Source organism: Rhizobium redzepovicii, from assembly GCF_019793435.1.
Classification (GTDB): Bacteria; Pseudomonadota; Alphaproteobacteria; order Rhizobiales; family Rhizobiaceae; genus Rhizobium; species Rhizobium redzepovicii.
Genome location: NZ_JAILYH010000002.1, coordinates 1 through 17,155, shown reverse-complemented (window position 1 = coordinate 17,155; position 17,155 = coordinate 1). Strand labels below are relative to the sequence as shown.

At 58.7% G+C, this 17,155-nt stretch carries 14 protein-coding genes and 2 pseudogenes; 9 read left to right on the top strand and 7 right to left on the bottom strand.

The features are described from left to right. Window positions 1–125: 125 nt before the first annotated feature. From K6N12_RS02480 to K6N12_RS02470, 3 genes and pseudogenes are all read left to right on the top strand, one after another. A pseudogene (locus tag K6N12_RS02480) lies at window positions 126–650 on the top strand (molecular chaperone HtpG); the annotation flags it as partial. A 135-nt stretch (window positions 651–785) separates the two neighbouring features. Further along, window positions 786–1,127, top strand: coding sequence for a hypothetical protein (locus K6N12_RS02475; protein WP_155256961.1), 342 nt, complete (start codon window positions 786–788; stop codon window positions 1,125–1,127). Between the two features lie 350 nt (window positions 1,128–1,477). Continuing rightward, window positions 1,478–1,818: pseudogene (locus tag K6N12_RS02470) on the top strand (LysR substrate-binding domain-containing protein); the annotation flags it as partial. Window positions 1,819–2,101: 283 nt separating this feature from the next. On the opposite strand, the gene K6N12_RS02465 reads toward K6N12_RS02470, so the two are convergent. Together K6N12_RS02465 and K6N12_RS02460 are read right to left on the bottom strand one after the other, a co-directional pair. After that, a complete protein-coding gene (locus K6N12_RS02465) occupies window positions 2,102–4,873 on the bottom strand; it encodes an EAL domain-containing protein (RefSeq protein ID WP_222148676.1) in 2,772 nt (923 codons plus the stop codon). Beyond that, the gene (locus K6N12_RS02460; RefSeq protein WP_222148675.1) at window positions 4,870–5,841 is read right to left on the bottom strand and encodes a FecR family protein; all 972 of its coding nucleotides are present in this window, start codon (window positions 5,839–5,841) and stop codon (window positions 4,870–4,872) included. Before K6N12_RS02460 ends, K6N12_RS02465 begins: the two co-directional genes overlap by 4 nt. 373 nt (window positions 5,842–6,214) lie before the next feature. On the opposite strand from K6N12_RS02460, the gene K6N12_RS02455 reads away from it, so the two are divergent. After that, complete coding sequence (locus K6N12_RS02455) at window positions 6,215–6,502, top strand: DUF1236 domain-containing protein (RefSeq protein WP_130773508.1); 288 nt, start codon at window positions 6,215–6,217, stop codon at window positions 6,500–6,502. Window positions 6,503–6,567: 65 nt separating this feature from the next. Here K6N12_RS02455 and K6N12_RS02450 read toward each other — a convergent pair whose 3' ends face one another. Further along, window positions 6,568–7,707 carry a glycosyltransferase family 2 protein gene (locus K6N12_RS02450; RefSeq protein ID WP_222148674.1) on the bottom strand — a complete coding sequence of 380 codons (1,140 nt, stop codon included), beginning with the start codon at window positions 7,705–7,707 and terminating at the stop codon, window positions 6,568–6,570. 470 nt (window positions 7,708–8,177) lie between these two features. On the opposite strand from K6N12_RS02450, the gene K6N12_RS02445 reads away from it, so the two are divergent. Next, window positions 8,178–8,552, top strand: coding sequence for a response regulator (locus tag K6N12_RS02445; RefSeq protein ID WP_164598302.1), 375 nt, complete (start codon window positions 8,178–8,180; stop codon window positions 8,550–8,552). Between the two features lie 207 nt (window positions 8,553–8,759). On the opposite strand, the gene K6N12_RS02440 is transcribed toward K6N12_RS02445, so the two are convergent. Beyond that, window positions 8,760–9,698, bottom strand: coding sequence for a sialate O-acetylesterase (locus tag K6N12_RS02440; protein ID WP_168299521.1), 939 nt, complete (start codon window positions 9,696–9,698; stop codon window positions 8,760–8,762). Window positions 9,699–9,954: 256 nt separating this feature from the next. Here K6N12_RS02440 and K6N12_RS02435 point away from each other — a divergent pair, with 256 nt between their 5' ends. The 4 genes from K6N12_RS02435 to K6N12_RS02420 all read left to right on the top strand — a co-directional run bounded on the left by K6N12_RS02435 (window position 9,955) and on the right by K6N12_RS02420 (window position 12,696). Next, complete coding sequence (locus tag K6N12_RS02435) at window positions 9,955–10,566, top strand: response regulator (RefSeq protein ID WP_168299504.1); 612 nt, start codon at window positions 9,955–9,957, stop codon at window positions 10,564–10,566. Window positions 10,567–10,921: 355 nt separating this feature from the next. Continuing rightward, window positions 10,922–11,194 carry a BON domain-containing protein gene (locus tag K6N12_RS02430; protein WP_017959395.1) on the top strand — a complete coding sequence of 91 codons (273 nt, stop codon included), beginning with the start codon at window positions 10,922–10,924 and terminating at the stop codon, window positions 11,192–11,194. 129 nt (window positions 11,195–11,323) lie between these two features. Beyond that, window positions 11,324–11,719, top strand: a complete 396-nt coding sequence (locus K6N12_RS02425) for a DUF1236 domain-containing protein (RefSeq protein WP_028732201.1) — start codon at window positions 11,324–11,326, stop codon at window positions 11,717–11,719. Between the two features lie 101 nt (window positions 11,720–11,820). Then, window positions 11,821–12,696, top strand: coding sequence for a DUF1236 domain-containing protein (locus K6N12_RS02420; RefSeq protein ID WP_222148673.1), 876 nt, complete (start codon window positions 11,821–11,823; stop codon window positions 12,694–12,696). 649 nt (window positions 12,697–13,345) lie between these two features. Here the strand turns inward: K6N12_RS02420 and K6N12_RS02415 are convergent. From K6N12_RS02415 to K6N12_RS02405, 3 genes are all read right to left on the bottom strand, one after another. Then, complete coding sequence (locus K6N12_RS02415) at window positions 13,346–14,542, bottom strand: sensor histidine kinase (protein ID WP_343228857.1); 1,197 nt, start codon at window positions 14,540–14,542, stop codon at window positions 13,346–13,348. 297 nt (window positions 14,543–14,839) lie between these two features. Further along, window positions 14,840–15,067 (bottom strand): hypothetical protein, encoded by a 228-nt coding sequence (locus K6N12_RS02410; protein WP_164598294.1) that lies wholly within the window; start codon window positions 15,065–15,067, stop codon window positions 14,840–14,842. A 929-nt stretch (window positions 15,068–15,996) separates the two neighbouring features. Further along, window positions 15,997–16,221 (bottom strand): hypothetical protein, encoded by a 225-nt coding sequence (locus K6N12_RS02405; RefSeq protein WP_164598293.1) that lies wholly within the window; start codon window positions 16,219–16,221, stop codon window positions 15,997–15,999. Window positions 16,222–17,155: the final 934 nt, after the last annotated feature.

Below are 17,155 nucleotides of genomic sequence, written 5' to 3'. Positions count from 1 at the left end.
TTGAGCCTTGCCAGGCCAGTGAACGAACCGGGGCGGTGCGCCTATCCGAACCTCCATGTAATCCTCGGGCATTGGGGCGAGCTGGTGCTCTTCTATCTGAAGCGGCTTGTCATGCTCGATCGGGTGTCCTGCTGCTAACTGACTCGGTCGATAGCTTCTGGGTGGTGAACGCGCCGGAATTCGAAGGAAAGGCGTTCAAATCGATCACGCAGGGAACTGCGGATCTGGCGCAGTATCCAAGGCCCGACAATCAAACGCCGCCGGAGCAGGACAGCGCCGGTTTGGCGACATTTATTGGCTTCGCAAGAGAAAAACCGGCCGTCAAGGCGCCTATGTTCGGGCATCCCGACCGCTTGACAGAGAGCGCGGTCTGCCTAGTTGCGCCGGTGGACGGCTACGACAGGCAGATGGAAAAGATCCTGCAAAACGCAGGTCGTCTCCAGGGAGCCACCAAACCGATCCTCGAAATCAACTTGGCACATCCCGTGATTAAAGCCATCGCGGCCGTAGAGGACGATGCCTCTTATCAAGAGGACGCAACGTTCCTATTGCTCGACCAAACGCGCATCCTCGACGGCGAACGGCCACGAGATCCCCGAGAATTCGCGCAACGGCTGGCGAGGGTTTTCGAGAGGTCAGTTCGGTCGTAGGGTTAGCCTGTTCACACTTTGCTTACCACTCGACGTGGCGATCTCGCTCGGCTCCATGTCAGGAGCCGAGCCTTCCCGGCCCCTATGGCTAAGGGTTACATTAGCTTGCTGTCGCGGCCCTCGCGGCTCGGGACAATGCGCATCATCACCGGCTGGCTGGGGTTCGATGGCTGCGAGGAGTTCTGTCAATGCTCCAAAGTGCTCCCGCGCCGTCCTCAGTACATCAGCGCCGGCAATAGGAAGATCGATGACGGCTTCAAGCGCACGAACGACACGGCGGGCAGCTCGGCGGATTTCACGAGAAGACATATCGGATTTCAGGATCTCCGTCGCCAGGATGAATTTGGCGCGGTAGCTCGTCGCGTTCTGGGAGGAGAGCTGCCATTGGCGGTAAATCTGTTGCATCTCGTGTTAACGCGTCAGCTGCCGAAAACGTCGCTCATCATCTGCAAACACAGTGAATCGCATTTTAACTAAAACTTAAGCGTAAGTTAGCAGAGTTTTATTAAACTGTTGCGCTTGGAGGCCGGCGCTCGCATTGTTTCAGTGCCCTTCTAATAGCCAGATAGGGCGACGGCCGCCGCGGGCACGCCTCGATGAGAATCCCGTCACATAGGAAGTCGAAACGTGCCGTGTCCGCCGGACGGCTGGGCGCCAGTTCGCCAGCCTACGGCGTCTGGGTGTCCGGGAGATTTCGCTTCGAGTCGCGGACGCCCTGTGCTGACACGAAGCATCAATCACCGCCACGAATGACATGAGTTCCATAAATTGCTGTTATCCCACGCGATCGAAACAACGTGGTCGCTGGTTCAGATCCGTTCAAGGCGACCGACCTGCGCTCGGAAAGGATCATCGCCTTCAATCCCAAAAACCTCTCCTATACCGAGCGGTACTTCAACGAGAAGTTCGAGGAATACGATCTGACCCGCAACATCGCCTATAGCTGTGACGATACCTATTCGCTGGTGTCGCTCGTCTCAACCGGCCTTGGCATCGGCTTTGCGCTGGAATGGACCGAGGGTCTGCCGAACCGGGCCTTCGAGCTGAAGGCGGTCAGGGGCATCGACTTCAGGATCGGACTTGGGGTTGCCTGAGCAAGGACGACCCAACCGCCTCGCGCGACGACATCGTCGATATCGCCCGGTCGCTGGCACGGCCGGGCCGGTAAGCGATCTGCGCTGCGGTTCATCGGCGATGTCAGCGATGTGCAGATCTGCCACTTCCGCCGCCGTCAAAACCTCCTACTAACATTGGGGCCATCGCGTCCTGCCCCGGCTTTGGTCGTGCCAGGCTCGCACCGCCGGCAACGGCTTTGCCGTCTCCACTTGAACCGCGCATCTCTGTCCGCAGGTAGCCGAGGAATGCGTATTTGGTATGGAAGCACGACTAAGAACTGCCTCGAGATCGAGCAGTCATTCGTGCGATTTGGGAAGATTTGAGTAAGCGAGCCGTCATACCCGCGCTGATAGAAGGCTTGGGGCACTCCATTTGGAAAGCATCTCAACTGATCGACCGGGCCGGCCGAAGAGATAGCCTTGTCCCGTTTCGCATCCGAGCCGATACAGCGCTTCGGCCTCCTGCTCGGTTTCGATGCCTTCTGCAACGACTTGCAGGTTCAATCCCCGTGCCAGCGAAACGATGGCCCGCACGATCTCGAACACACTCGGATTTCCATTCATTCGCCTGACGAAGGACTGGTCGATCTTGAGCTTGTCGAGAGGAAGATCGGCAAGATAACTCATAGACGAGTAGCCTGTCCCGAAGTCGTCCAAGGCTATGCCGACCCCTGTTTCGCGAAGCGCGCGCATCTTCGACAGCGAGGGCCCGCCATGGTCGAGGAAAGCGGACTCCGTCAACTCGATGCAAAAGCGGGAAGGGGGAAGTTTGCTAGAAGACAACGCGTTCCTCACGTCTAGTTCGATGTCGGATCGATCGAACTGAATTGCAGAAACGTTGACAGCGATACTGAGCTCCGCGGGCCATACGGCCGCCTCGGTGCAAGCTTCTAACAGCGTCCAGCGGCCGATCTCGCAGATCAAGCCAGAGGATTCGGCGATAGGGATGAATTCGGCGGGAGATATCAATCCGAATTCCGGGTGGTCCCATCGGATCAAAGCCTCGGCACCGACAAGGCGCCCACTCTTGAATTCGACCTGCGGCTGGAACAGCAGGAAGAACTGCCGGTTCTGGAGAGCATCGCGCATGTCGCGTTCCAACCGGCGCGACCGAGCCTGGCGAACAGCCGTGGTGGGATCGAAAGAGAACCATTGTCGGCCGGGCATGCCCTTCGCGGCATCCAGCGCGGATTCAGCGGCGGTTGGGAGGGCGCCCGGGGCCGCGTCCCCCGAACTTGCTATTCCAACGCGAACCGCGATCGGCACGGCCACGCCGCGGATGAGGACTGGCTGCTCGATCAGCCGCAAAAGACCCTCAGCAAAATCTTCGACCGACTGTCCGTCTGTCGCGGCGGCGATACCAAAGTGGTCACCGTCCAGCCTTGCCACCAAATCACCGGCGAACGCGTTCTCCAGCCTGATCGCCACGGCTTTCAAAAGTTCATCCCCAACGTCGCGCCCAAGCGTCGCGCAAAGCGATGAAAAGCGCTCGATATCCAGCACCGAGACGATGACCTCGCCGTCATGGGCGGTCAGTTGAGACACGAACTCTCGGCGGTTGAGCAGCCCGGTGAGTTCGTCCCGCTCGGACAGCATCCTCAGGCGCTTCTCGTAATCATGCCGTGTGGTGATGTCGCGTATGATGAGGCAACCCGCAAACAACGACCGCGCGTCGGTCGGGTGCCCATCCGGCTCTTCGATGGGCGAAATCGTGACGGACGCCTCATAGTAAGCGGTCCGCGAACCCGGATTGGCGGTGAAGTCTACGCGGGCCGCGTGCACCTTGTCCGGTTCGGCATCGTATTGCAAAACCAGCCTCCGCACGACGTCAATGATCGCGGCGTCGGTGGTGGCGAGAAGGGAAGTACCAATGTCCACGCGCAGGACGACCTTCGCGGATTCGCTCGCCTCGATGATCCGCAGATCGCTATCGAATGCAACCACCGCGTCCGAACTGTCGGCAATGATCCGTCTCATCAGGTGCCTGGCGTTTCGAGCCTCCGTGTTGGCGATGCCGATAAGCAATCTGCCGAGGTCGACGCGTTCGTTCAGGGCCAGGATCCACGCGAGCACCAGCGTCGACCACGGCACTGCGGTTCCGATCAGGATCCCATAACGCGCCTGTAGCAGGAAAGCGCCCATCTCGCCGATAATGATGATGGTTAGCCCAACTGCCATTATCGTAATAATTCCAGCTGAACGCCAGCGGATCACGCCGAAGACCAGCAAGGCCCCAAACATGAGTTCCGGCAGACGCAGGTCGAGCGTCCGCAAAAAGCGCTTCTGGAGAAGGGTTTCCGCGGCAAGCACGTGAAAGAGCGGACCGGCGATAGCGCCGTACACAGGAACGGCGAAGATGTCCTTGAGTTCGGCGGCGGATGCACCCACCACCACCGAGCGGCCTCTGATCGCGTCGGCCGGCACCGTCCCATTCAGCACGTCGGACAATGAGAACGTCGGAACGGTGTCGAGTCTTATCGAGTAGTCGACCAGCAGGGAACCGGAACTGCTGTCGATCCCACCAAGGGCTGATGCAGCGGACTGGGTAGGATCCCCATAGAGCTGGCTTCCCAAATCGAACCGGCGAACGATCCCGTCTTCATCCAACGCAACGTTTGCGAATACGGGCCAGGCCTTCTGAAGAAGCTGCGGGATTGGCCTCGTTACCACCGTCTCGGACGATGATGCCATTTCCTGCTGCCGGAAGACCGGCAAGAGAACACCGCCTCCAGATCTTTCCAGCGCTGCCGCTAGAAGTTCATCCTCCCGCTTGCTCGAGAAGGCACTGAAGTCAACGTCGAGGAAAACATCCTTGACGCCAAAGGCGACCAGCTTGTCGAGCAGTGTTGCGTAGATACTCCGCTGCCACGGCCATGTCCCGACGGCATCCAGAGAACGCTTGTCGATCGCGACGATGACAATGTTCCCAGTCGCGGTGCGAGGAGCCCATTCGAACCGCTTGGCGAAAAGGCCATTATCGAACCCCTGCATGATGCGGAAGCCGGCGAGGGGAAGCGCAAGCATGGCGGCGATTAGAAGAACACGAATTGTGATCGTGTTGATAATGCTGGAGAGGTTGGTCCCGGCCGCCCTAGTCCTTCGTCTCACTTGTCCTTGTCCTTGCCCTTGCCACTTCCGCCGGAATTGCCGCCGCTATGGTTGTCGCCCTTCCCGCTGCTGCCGTTGCCATTACCACCAGAATTGCCGTTGCCGCTTCCACTGTTCCCGTTTCCGCCGGCGCCGTTACTATTGCCGGCGCCGTTGCCATTCCCATTATTACCGTGGCCCCCGGAATTGCCATTCCCGCTTCCGCCGGAATTCCCATTACCTTTGTCGCCGCCATTGCTCTTACCGCTGCCGCCACTCTTACCGTTATCGTCGTTCGTACTGGAATTAACGCCCTTGCTGGCTGGCGAAGACTTACTCTTGTCGTTGGACGCGTCGGTGGTGCCTGCGAGCTTGGTGGTGCCAACGGCTGGAACCATGGCGATCGATGGAACAACCGATCTGATCTGTGGCTTTGTGATTTCGCCCGCGACCGTCATACCGGCTTTGCTGTCAACGCTGGCTTCCTGACCCGGCCCCACATTCGACTGCTGGCCGCTTGCGAAGGAAGTGACCTGGACCAGGCCGCGATCCACGGAGACGGATGCCTTCGTCTTTGCGACTGTCACGTGGAAGACCGTTCCTTTCACGACGGCCGCGAGATAAGGGGTCTGAACGGTTGTATGAGGCTGACTTCGCTTTTCGATTTCAAGATCGAGCGACCCGATCTGCTGGACGATCTGGGTTGTCCTGGAAAAAAATCCGTTGGTGGTGATCGAGGCAAGACTGTTCGGCTGGAATGTGATGCTCTCGACGCCTCTGCCAAGCTGAACCCGCCCACGCGGGCCAGTCGAAACCCACGCTCGGTTGGGGACCACGTCGCCAGCCCGCAGGCCGAGCCAGTTTGTCCGGTCGACGGAATACTTTACTTGATCCGTCGCCTTTACGACCTGCCAGTCATCAGCGGCCGCCAACGCGGCTGCCGGCACCAAGATGAATGTCAGAACCAGAACCCGAAATATTGTCAACATGAATGCCATCCCTCGACGTCCGGAAGAGTGAAGCATCTTCTGATTAATAATGATTATAAGAAGGGATGCGGGATGGAGCCTGAGAACGCTTTCCAAGCGTCCGTGCGCAAGGACAGTTTATGGACAACCCTCTCCACTTACGCCTCCGGACTCTCTCGCCGAGGTTAGGGAATAATAGCTGGCTGAGCCGCGCTTGCTAGCCGAACACGTGCTGGGCCGCAACTGTCGTTCCCTCAAGGTCGGGCTTACATCGCCGACAAAACGGAAGTGGGCGTGACATTCAAGCATACCCGCAGCCATTCCGTGTGGCGGAGGAACCATATCTTATCGGTGGCGTTTACCGGGACACTCAAAATCCTGGGAGGATAACAACATGAAAACACTGGTCATCTCTGCGGCAGCGCTGTTTCTGTCACTCGGAGGCGCGGCGGTCGCGCAGACGACGACGGTCGTCGTTCCTGGCGAGGTCAGGACCTATGTCGAAAAACAGGAAACGCCATCCGTCACCTTTGAAGGTGACGTCGCAGTCGGTACGGCATTTCCTGACACGGTCGAGATCCACAAGATTCCCGATCAACCTGATTACGGCTATGTAGTCGTCAACAAAAAACGTGTGCTCGTCAATCCGAAGACCCGCACGGTGATTGAGGTCATCAAATAAATTGAATGCATCGCGGGCCTGCTTCCAAGGCCCGCGATTCCTCTACCATTCCTCCTCCGTCCGCATCAGGGGCCGTTCGCTCGGCGAGCGAGGGCTGAATTCAGCTTGGCATCTACCGCAGCCAGCCGTATCAGATGACGTCGTAATCGCGGGGTCTCCTTTGGGCATTCGAGACACGAAGGAGCAATATGATCGTCGAATTTCAACCTCTTCATTCGCGGCTGGTCTTCACGGTTTGCTGTGGTCGTCCCGAGACGAAGACAGTGTTGTATTCCGCGCAGACCCTTCTCGAGAACAAGCCGAACCACGAAACGCGGGTCGCTTCGGAAAATCACCCCAATGGTCACGAGTGACAGATAGGTTCTCCGAGCTTGTCGAAATTCCCAAAACGCATACTTCTGCGTGGCGTCGATTGCACTTCCGATCGCGTATCGGGGGAGCTGCGGGTTTGCTGCCAGGGAACGCCTGACGACTTCCAGAGCACTTTTGCCCATTCGCAGGTGATCGGAAGACATGCTGCCTGGATGCTTTCGATATCCCACCAGCCGTTCGGGAACGACTTCGATGAAGTAGCGTGCGGCTAGCTTGAGCTCGAAATCGAGGTCTTCGCAGCCTCCAATGCCGACTGCTGCATATGAGCTGTCAAACCCACCTATCGCAAGGGCGGCGTTCCGCCGGACGAGCAGCGCGCTTCCGTTCCCTACATACTTAACATTCAGATGCCGGGCATAGATATATCCTCTTGCGACATCGGAACTGCCAGGGCGAATGATCTCCTCGTCCTCGTTAATGATGTAATGCAGCGTGTAAACCGCAGCCCAGTGCGAGGACAGCCGCTTGAGAGCGTTCACCTGCTTTTCGATTTTCGTTGGGTGCCAGAGATCGTCCGCATCAAGGAATGCCACGAATCGACCTGATGATGCCTCGATCCCAGTATTCCTTGCGGCGGCGACACCGCGGTTGGGTGTGGACAGCAAGTGGATTCGTGGGTCTGACGTCGCTATCTGCTCGACGAGTTTTGCCGTGTCGTCCGTGGAACCGTCGTTGACAACGACAATCTCAAGGGCGGCGTAGGTCTGCCGCATAGCGGACCGAAGCGTGCGCTCAATGTAAGTGGAAGCATTGAATGCCGGGATGACTACCGAGACCAGAGGCTGGTCAGAATGAAATGTGTCTGGTCGATCTTCATCTTTATATGAAAGCATTGCAGATCTCTCGCCACGTCAATCACAAAGATACTTTCGTACAGGTGAAGGGACTGCTTTTTGATTTCTGCCGTTTTCGTACATTCAATTCGGAGCGGGCAAATCCCAGCCGCCGACCTTGTTGGAAGATTGCCTTCAACAAAGCCTACACTCTAACTTTGTTCTGCGGGCGCAAACGGACTTTGGTCCGACGTAGGCCCTCTACTTTCGTAGAAGAGGGTATATCATCCGCACGCCGGCGAAACCTGGAGTTCAGGCCAGGCGTCAAGATCTGGTCCTCCGACACTTCGTTCACGCGGGTCGCGCACAGGGCCGGCGCCCGATCGCAGTGAGGCTCCGGAGCTCGGACCTTAGTTGGGGACGTATGAGACTGAAGTCCTACGCGTGGAACCGCCTGTGGTGGCGAGTGTTTTCGGTTGGCGACGCCAGAGAGCGCCGCGCCGATTTTGTAGCCGCCCTGGAGACGAGACATGCGCCTGCTCATCGTCGAAGACGAACCGAGTATCGCCCTGGTGATCGAGGACGTCGCGATCGACGCCGGATTCGAAATCACTGGCATCGCGGGGAACATGTCAGAGGCTCTGGAGCTCGGCTCAGAAGCAGACATCGCCATCATCGACGTCCGGCTTGGGGATGGACTGACTGGGCCGTCCATTGCCCGCGCCCTCTTTTCCGGATTCGGACTTGGGGTGGTGTATTTCACCGTGAACCCCGGTCTTATCGTAAGCTCGGAGGGGCGAGCCAAACCGGCGAGCCCCGAACGAATCGTGGACGCTTTGTCCATAGCGGCCAAGAACGCTCGCGCAGGAACGCATCGCGTCGCGAGCCGGCCCGCCTTCCACTGAGCGCTTGAGGCGCCTTTGATCGGGCGGCTCCACTGTACGATCGGGAACACCCACTGCTCTGATCGGGACCTATGTCGGTCGTTGTTCGAAACGGCCGCCGATCTTCGATGCATCCTTCGAAAGTCTCGTGTACGGATGCACCAGCTTCGTCACAATCGGGGCCCGAGGCCGAAGCGTGCGAAGGTACGAAAACCGGTTCAGCGAAGGCTATCGCATGGTTTGCAGGCGGCGATCGCTACGCAGAAGCTTCAGCCAGGCCTGCGACACTTTCTCCGCGCCTGTGCCCCCGATATGGCAATCGTCGTAGCGGTCATCTGGATCGAGTAGCACGTCGGTATTGACGCCCTCTCGGATACCGTGGCCGCTTTTTGACAGCGCCAGTTGCGCCCGCACTATCGCATTGTCTGGAATATGCTCCTTGAAACCGCCGTTGCTCGGTTCGAGGCATTTCGATGCGATCGAAATGTAAACGGGTGCTTCGACGCCGTGCTGACGCAACGTGTCGACCATCGATATGAAATGTTCCTGATAGGTCTCCGCAGTGGTGCCGATAACGAGGTCCTTCTCCCCTTGCACCCAGAGGACGCTCGTTATCCGATAATCCGAATCCTGAAGCTGTTTCACTGTATCGACCAGCACAGGATTGAGGTCACCGCCTGTCGCCCATCGTGTTACCTCGGATCCGGAATATGCGAGAGGTGCGAGGATGACGCTGTCATATTGTCCCGATGCGATCAATTGGTTCGCAAGAAGGGTCCAATACTCTCCCTTGGTATCGGTCGATCCAAGAAGGGGCGACGCCGCGATGAAGCACCGTTTATCAAAGGCATTTACGACGCGAGCGCCATAATCTGACCTGTGCCGTTGTCCACCGTCGTTGGCCGCGTTCGATTGGCCAAGTATGAGTAAGACAGCAGTTCGGTCAGTTTGCGTCGGGCAGGTCACAAGCGTTTTTGATTCATCCGCGATCAGTCGTTCCTTGGCGTCGAAAGCATAACGGCTTGGAGCCGCCGCCCTCTCTCCGCCAGCCATTTTCCTCAGCGCGGAAAGTTGTGGCCAAGGAAAGATCTCATGTCTCGCGCTCATGCCGCCGAGCAAGTACATGGCGATCAAGGCGGCCAGGCCGGCTGCCATTGTTTTGAGCATGTCGTTGCCTTTCAAACATTATCCGATGAGATCGAGCCCATCGGACCGATAAAGGCTATCCGGCCATGAAGGTTCCTTTGCACAGTGGAAGCCGCGAGCGGCAAAATCACGATATAACGCAGGCCTAACTAAAAGTGTTCAGTCGCTCATAGAGTGTCTCTAGACGTTTCCCAAACGCTTGCCATGTCTATGCCGAATAGCCAGTCGATGGACCGCAGATGGCTTTTCTTCAGCCCGAGGAGATGGAGAGTGCAGCTTGACAGCCATTACGATCGCCATCGCGGACGACCACCCTCTTTTTCGAGAAGGGGTGAGCCGCAGTCTGTCCGAAATTGATGATTTCGTCGTTATAGGCGAAGGGGCGAGCGCCGATGACGCGACCACGCTGGCGACGTCGCACAGGCCCGACGTCCTTCTGCTCGACGTGTCCATGCCCGGAGGAGGAATCGACGCGATTTCCGATATCCTGGCACGAAGCCCACAGACAAAGGTCCTGATGCTGACCGCCTCGGAGGACGTCGACTCTGTTGTCGCGGCACTACGACGGGGCGCAGCCGGATACATCGTCAAGGGTATCGGATCACGCGGACTTGCTGAGGCCATTCGAACGGTCGTCGGAGGCTCGAGGTACATCTCGCCGAGCATGCGCGCCAAGGTCGAAAAAACCCTTCTCGACAGACCGGCTTCACTGACGCCCCGCGAAACCGAGGTGATAGAACTGGTCGCCGGCGGACTTACCAACAAGCAAATCGCGCGCCGTCTGGACCTCCAGGAGAAAACGATCAAGCATCACATGACCGAAATACTCTCCAAGCTTGGCGCCACCAATCGAACGGAAGCAGCAATCAGATGGCGCCAGGGCGCCTAGGCGGAGATAGCGCAGCGACGGCGCCGAAGGCGCACGGGCTGATCGCCAAGGATTCGAGGTCGCCGCCCGTTCGGGATTTCTATCGTCTTCACCAAACGCAAGAGCATTCCGCATCCATCGCGGCGTTGGAGAGTCGTCAGGGAGGTTCTGACTGGAGTTGGGCAACGTGCTTGAACCTCCCTGACACCCTCGCAAGATTACGAGCCTGACGTCCTTGCAAGGATCAGGAGAATCTAAGCCGGATCGTGCCGAGGGAAAGCCGGACTTAAGTCCGGCTGGTGATGTCAGGGCACGCCGCTCATATCTAATGCGAGGTAATGTGTACGTCCGTGGAGGGGCGGAACAGGAGGAGAATATGAAGTTTGGCCCCGATAACTACAATCACGAAGAGCGCTGCTCGCAAGGCCACAGTTCGGCGTCCACGATCGCCACAATCGAAGCGGCCCTTTCCGCCGATCCGGATATCGACAGCAGTGCCATCGAGATCAGGATGCTCGGCCCTGTCGTCCTGCTCGAAGGCTTTATAACCAAGGCCGTGGACCGCGACAAAGCCATCTCGCTTGCTGCGATGATCGTCGGGTGGGAGAACGTCCAGGACCGGATGCTGAGCCGTTTTCCCACGCAGTAGACAGCCGAATTCTGCGGCTCGGACCAAGGTCTGACCAAGCCCCGGCATGAGGTCCTACTTCTGGAACACTTCCTCCATCTTCCGGTTTGTCTCCGCAGCGGAACCAACCGCATCCAAGGAGGAAAACAGATGAATATCAAAGTCGTAGGAATCGCCGCAGGCATCTTGTTGGCATCGACCTCTGCCTTTGCGCAGTCTTCGACGGTGACAGGAGCAGTAGGCGGTGCTGCAACAGGTGCGATTGTCGGCGGCCCGGTCGGTGCTGCTGTCGGCGGCATCGTCGGCGGCGTGGCGGGTAGCGTCATCGATCCGCCGCCGCAGCAGGTGGTGACCTATGTTCAGCAGGCTCCTGCCCCGACCACGCGCGTCGTGGTGAAGGAGAAGGTCGTGGTCGGGCAGCCCCTGCCGGAGACCGTGGTCGTCACGCCAATTCCCGACGACCCGAAATATGCATACGCGATCGTCAACGATCAGCGTGTGATCGTCGAACCTTCCTCCCGGAAGGTCATCCAGGTCATTCAGTGACCACGTGCGGCTGAAGCCGCCCCCTATCGCCAATCAGGGCACGCATGCGGCGCATGAAAATGCGGGGCGGCATCGCGTGCCCGACACCTCGGAGATTGATCATGAAAAGCAACCATCTCACCATGCTCGTAGCAGCGCTGTCACTCAGCGTATCGCCGCTTGCAACACTGCCCGCGGCGGCCCAGCAGGACACCAAGAGCGGCGGCCAGGCCCAATCCGGTTCCCGGACGGGGACTGGCGCCGGTTCGCAGTCCGGCTCCAGCGCCACCGGAACCGGCACCGACTGCACCCCCGACGCTTCGGGAGCCTGCCCGCAAGGCAAGGGCCAGTCGACGCAGCAAAAATCCGGCCAGGGCTCGGGTATGAAAAAGAGCGCCGAGCAGCCTTCCAAGGACAAGTCTTCGACGAGTGGAACGGCCTCCGGCAAGGCCTCGACAGAAGTCAAACCCGGATCGCAAGACGCCGGCGCCACGACCGAACAGAAGCCCGCCGCGAAGTCCGGCAGCACCGATACAAGCGGTTCGGCCACCTCAGGCACGAAGAGCAGCACCGAAACCAAGCCTGCTGAGGGCACGAAGAGCGGCACCACCATGCAGAGCGGTGATGCATCAAAACCGTCGACCGATCAGAACTCTTCGACGACGAACAAAAGCTCTTCCGAAACCAACGTCAACAACAACACCACGACGAACAATCAGACGTCCAACACCAAGACCGACGTCAACATTTCCGTCGAGCAGCAGACCGAAATTCGCACAGTGGTGAAGGAGGTCCATGTCGAGCCCGTGAAGGAAGTGAATTTCACGGTCTCCGTCGGAACGAAGATCCCGAAGAAGGTTCGTCTCGAACCGCTGCCGCCACGCATCGTGAAGATCGTTCCGCAGTATGAAAGCTACCGCTTCTTTATCCTTGCAGACGGCCGGATCGTCATCGTCGATCCCGATGCCCTTACGATCGTCTACATCATCGAGGCTTAACAGGCATGTCCCGGCGGCGCAAAGACGCCGCCGGTCCCACCGGGAGTGATCAATGATCTACCATGAAGATAAGTCGTCCGGCGTCACGTTTCCCGTCGTCGTCATCCTGATTGCTATGGTCGCCATTGTCGGTAGCCTGGCGCTATCCTCGGGCCACCAGACATCGGCTCGGGTTTGGGTTCCTGGTAGTTCGGTAGGATCGTCATCTGAATCGTCTCGCTGACGTTGCTCAGGGTCTCTTAGCTGGGAGCCTCCGTCGGGACCTATCTCGTCGACTTCGTCGTCGCCGGCATCGACGACCGCACCTTTGTAGTCGATGTAAGCCCACGATTTTGACCGGTCACCGGATTGGACCGGACTGCCTGCCGGCCGCGCACGGCCACCGACCGTCGCCATAGACCGGCGGCCGAGGACGAGGCTCCGGCGAGGATCACTCCGGGTAACGCCCCGCTGCAGCACCGCGACGTTGCAGGGCCACTACCGAATCCGATTTCGCGACTGGTCGCCGCTGCAGAGGCGAGCCGGTCGCGGCTTAGGTTCATTCACCTTGCTGCCCATCTCGAGATGACCCGGATTCTCGACGCCAGCCAGATCGCCACCTATGCCAAGGTCCGCGGCTATTCGAATAGACCTCGGTATCTCGTCGTGCTCACAGGTCGGACGCTGGCGAAAACTCCAACGCAAACCGCGTGCCTCGGGAGAGGCTCACCCACTTCGGTTCGCCGCCAAGCTGCCTGCTGATCGAGGTGATCAGCCTGACGCCAAGGCTGCTCGTGGTGGACGGGTCGAAATCGGCAGGCAGACCTTTGCCATCGTCGTCGACGGAAAGTCGCAGCGTGCCATCGCCCGAGGCCGCGACCGCGACTTCAATCGTTCCGGTCGCGCCCTCGTCGAAGGCGTATTTCATCGCGTTCGTCGTAAGTTCGTTCACGAGAAGACCGACGTTCACCGCCTGCTCTGTCAACACCGTGACGCTGTCCACTCGGCATGAGATCGTCACGCCGGAGGACGCTGCCATGACTTGCTCGCAAAGCTCGTGCAGAAATTTGTCCAGGTCGACTGTTCGCACTGCCTTGCTGCGCCACAGGCGGTCGTGCAGGGACGCAATCGTCTGGACGCGCTGACCTGCTTCCTGCAGGGCTCTAGCCGCCTCGTCGTTCCCGGTTGACCTGGCCTGCATAGACAGGAGGCTCGCCACGATGCTCAGGGAGTTCTTGACGCGGTGGCTCGCTTCCAAGGTCAGCACCTCCTGATGTCTGATCGACTCCCGAAGCCGTGCCTCCCGCTCTGCCCGTTGCATTGCGACCCCGAGCATGGAGGCGAAGCTTTCAAGGAAAGCAACGTCCGACTCGTCGAACTGGCCCTCGCCGGGCGTGTCCACTTCGAGGACGCCGTAGCGCCGCTCCTCGCAACGGATAATCACGTTTAAAGCGCGCTTGATACCATGTTCCACGAGTAGCGCCGGCGTTCGAAATCTCTCCTCGTTCGAGAGGTGGTTCGAGATCACCGCCTTCTCGGTATGAAAAGCATAACCCGCCGGGCTTTCCATATCGTCGCCCACCGTCGCATGTCCGACTACGCCGGGCCCCCAGCCGACGCCTGCGGCGACCAGGAAGCCGGAGCCGTCGCCCAAATGCCGCAGATACTTTGCGAAGGTTGCATCGAGTCCTTCAGCGGCAAGCCGCGTCGCCTCCTGCAAGAGCTCGTCAAGGTCTTCCGTCTTTAGTGCAAAGTAGCCGAAGTCCGCAGCGATCCGCTGTTGTCGGAGCCTGTAGGCGAGTTCCACCGGGGCCGCTTTCCGGTCGGGATGGGGCGAGGGTTCTTCGTGAACTTCTGGTTCGGACACGGGCGTCGATCCTTCTTCGGCGGCTATGGAACGCTTTCGTTGCGCCCGCGTTATGAGCGCCAGCGAGAAGGCCGACATTAATAGGGGGAATCATGCTTGTCGCGACATATGTGACAAATAGCGTCGCCGACGGCCAAGTAACGCGTCGGCTACGGCAAGGCCTGCAATGCACGTATGCTGTCACAGATGGGTAAGGAGGCCACAAATTACGCCGCCATCCTCGCCGGGATGCCCCAGCCCTACTTGATACTGGACCCCGCCTGACGATCGTCGCCGCAAGCGACCGCTATCTTGCCCTCACGTCAAGAACCAGGGACAACCTTTTGCCGCTTGGGACAGGCGTTCGAGTTCGATGTCCATACGTGTTCGGATCTCTTCCGGAGTCTCATCGACAAAAACCGGCCCACCGTGCTCTCTAAGCAAGAAGAGTTCCGTCTGATGTTTGTCGTCATCGAACCGCATCTGGATAACAACGTCCATATTGATCCAGCGCGTTATCGTGCCATCGGTCAACTTCACGAACATACGATCCTCCAAAGGTGGCGACCCCGACGCAGCAAAAAACTTAGGGCCGGTTCCAAACAGGTCTAGCATGCGTCCGCAGTGGGCGTGCCTCAAAAAAGCCCTCGCTGGCGGGCCAGTTTGGGAGTTGGCGCGCGGTGACGACGCGGCGTTGTGTTCTGAGCGGTGCGGGGTCTCATAGCATCGGGGAGTGCGGCTCAGAGCATACGGTGATGATGATTTCAGAGTAGCTGGACGGGAAGAACCGACGGCCGCGCCAAATGCCCGGCCAACGCAGCTTCGGGCCTAATCAGGCGACCACAAGCAGCAACCTGCGCCTACACTTAATTCCCGCTGACAAAAGTAGCGGCGCCGGTTCGTATCCCATCAAGACCAAGGAAGAAGACGATGTGGCGTAGCGGAAACCGCCTTTGGTGAGCGACAGGAACCAGTGCCTCAGTCGGAGGTCTACAACGCAATCATCGAGGAGATCAGCAATCTCCGAATTGCTTACGAGCGCAATCCAGACCCTGCCGAAGATCGTCCGGGCGACCGGCTCGATTTTGATGAGATGGACGAACTATATACCACCCGGATCTACCCCAAAGACGATCCTGACCGGTCCATTCGATGCCAGGACGAGCTCCGCTTGGAATTCGCGGCCCCGTTGGCGGTGCTATCGCAGCGGGGTGGCAAGCGGCTGAGGTACTGACGACGATCATCGAGTTCGCCGACAACCACGCGCTCATGCTGCCGCCAACGCATAACTCGAAGGTGCCCCCTCGACCCTGAGGCGTTTGGATGGACATGGCCTTAGGCGTTTACTGTTTGGCCGTTTCGATGGTCGCGTGTTCCGGTAACGGCGATTTGGCGGGACGCGACCCACGCTTTCGTTCCGATGTAGAGGCGCGACGTGCCGTAGGAGACGAGTTGAGGCGTCTCCGGTAAGGCAGTCAACGGCTGGCGCCCAAAATCGCTTTCCATAGGAGGCGAATTTTTTCTAGGCGCGGCAGTATGCGCTCAGCGGTGGGCTTCGCCATACCGTTGCGGAAATCGGCAAGTGCCTGCGCCTCCAGACGGGTACGGAGCGTGGGAGCCGCGCCGGGGGCGGGCAGTGTGGCGGCGTGGTCTACTACCGTCCAACCGCCATCATGCTCCTCAATTTCGTACCGGGTCATCAACGGACTTTCGCTTTGCCACTTTCAGTTCAACGCATACCGGATCGTCGTTAATGGCTACGCACGTCCCAGCCGTTCGCCGCCAGGAGTTTTTAAAGACGATGAACGTCAAGTTAAACACTTGTCCTGCGAAGTGGTAGTGATTGCGCTCTCCAACGGCGCCAGGCGAGACCGAACAGGAAAAAAGCACGGTGCGGCTCGAGAATAGCGTCAGCACGGGATGGCACGAAGGCAAGCAAATGGGAGTTCTTGCCCACCGGAACAAACCATATTGACACGACAGAGAGTTCTGCCGATCGGCTCCGGCCTTCGGCGGTTGCCGCAGATATCGATACCTTGTGGCAGTCCGCCTTGCGTTCAGGTGGGGAATGTCGGCACGCTGGTTATCCAGTGGCATAGGGAGCGAGCGCAATACCAGGCGGCAGGAGGCGGCGAGCGTTGTAGCCTTGGTCTTCGCAAGGTCAACGTTCAAGGTCGAGGCAGCTTGGGGTGGTGATCAAGTAATGGCCGGTCTGTCGCTTTTGTGCTGTCGCCCGCATCTTGCGATACCTCTCGAAAGCCAGAGACCGGCATCGACTGTATTTTCGACCCTATCGTAACATCCTGCTGGATCGGCGGCGCCTCCGACTTAGATCGGACGCACCATCTCGAAAATCCAATTGCATGACATCGTCCCGGCCTTTGGCATAGACCATAAGCATCTGTTGACCGGAGTTCACCAAGATCGTACATCCCCGCTGAGCCTCACGTCCAACGGCCTGCGCTAAGAGCAAAAAGGGAACCACATGGACGCAAAATATCCAAATGTGTGATTAGGCATGGAATAAGGACCCCGCATTTGGGGTGATCGGCGTCCAAACGGGACCCCCATCTGCGATGGGGTTACAACAGCCTCCGGTTTCATCGGAGGCTTTTTGTTTGGATGCTTATTGTG

Excerpts from the sequence above, each read along its gene's own strand:
- K6N12_RS02475 (WP_155256961.1), top strand. The coding sequence starts at position 786 with ATGCGCATCATCACCGGCTGGCTGGGGTTCGATGGCTGCGAGGAGTTC.
- K6N12_RS02460 (WP_222148675.1), bottom strand. The coding sequence starts at position 5,841 with ATGTTGACAATATTTCGGGTTCTGGTTCTGACATTCATCTTGGTGCCG.
- K6N12_RS02455 (WP_130773508.1), top strand. The coding sequence starts at position 6,215 with ATGAAAACACTGGTCATCTCTGCGGCAGCGCTGTTTCTGTCACTCGGA.
- K6N12_RS02450 (WP_222148674.1), bottom strand. The coding sequence starts at position 7,707 with ATGCTTTCATATAAAGATGAAGATCGACCAGACACATTTCATTCTGAC.
- K6N12_RS02445 (WP_164598302.1), top strand. The coding sequence starts at position 8,178 with ATGCGCCTGCTCATCGTCGAAGACGAACCGAGTATCGCCCTGGTGATC.
- K6N12_RS02440 (WP_168299521.1), bottom strand. The coding sequence starts at position 9,698 with ATGCTCAAAACAATGGCAGCCGGCCTGGCCGCCTTGATCGCCATGTAC.
- K6N12_RS02430 (WP_017959395.1), top strand. The coding sequence starts at position 10,922 with ATGAAGTTTGGCCCCGATAACTACAATCACGAAGAGCGCTGCTCGCAA.
- K6N12_RS02425 (WP_028732201.1), top strand. The coding sequence starts at position 11,324 with ATGAATATCAAAGTCGTAGGAATCGCCGCAGGCATCTTGTTGGCATCG.
- K6N12_RS02420 (WP_222148673.1), top strand. The coding sequence starts at position 11,821 with ATGAAAAGCAACCATCTCACCATGCTCGTAGCAGCGCTGTCACTCAGC.
- K6N12_RS02410 (WP_164598294.1), bottom strand. The coding sequence starts at position 15,067 with ATGTTCGTGAAGTTGACCGATGGCACGATAACGCGCTGGATCAATATG.
- K6N12_RS02405 (WP_164598293.1), bottom strand. The coding sequence starts at position 16,221 with ATGACCCGGTACGAAATTGAGGAGCATGATGGCGGTTGGACGGTAGTA.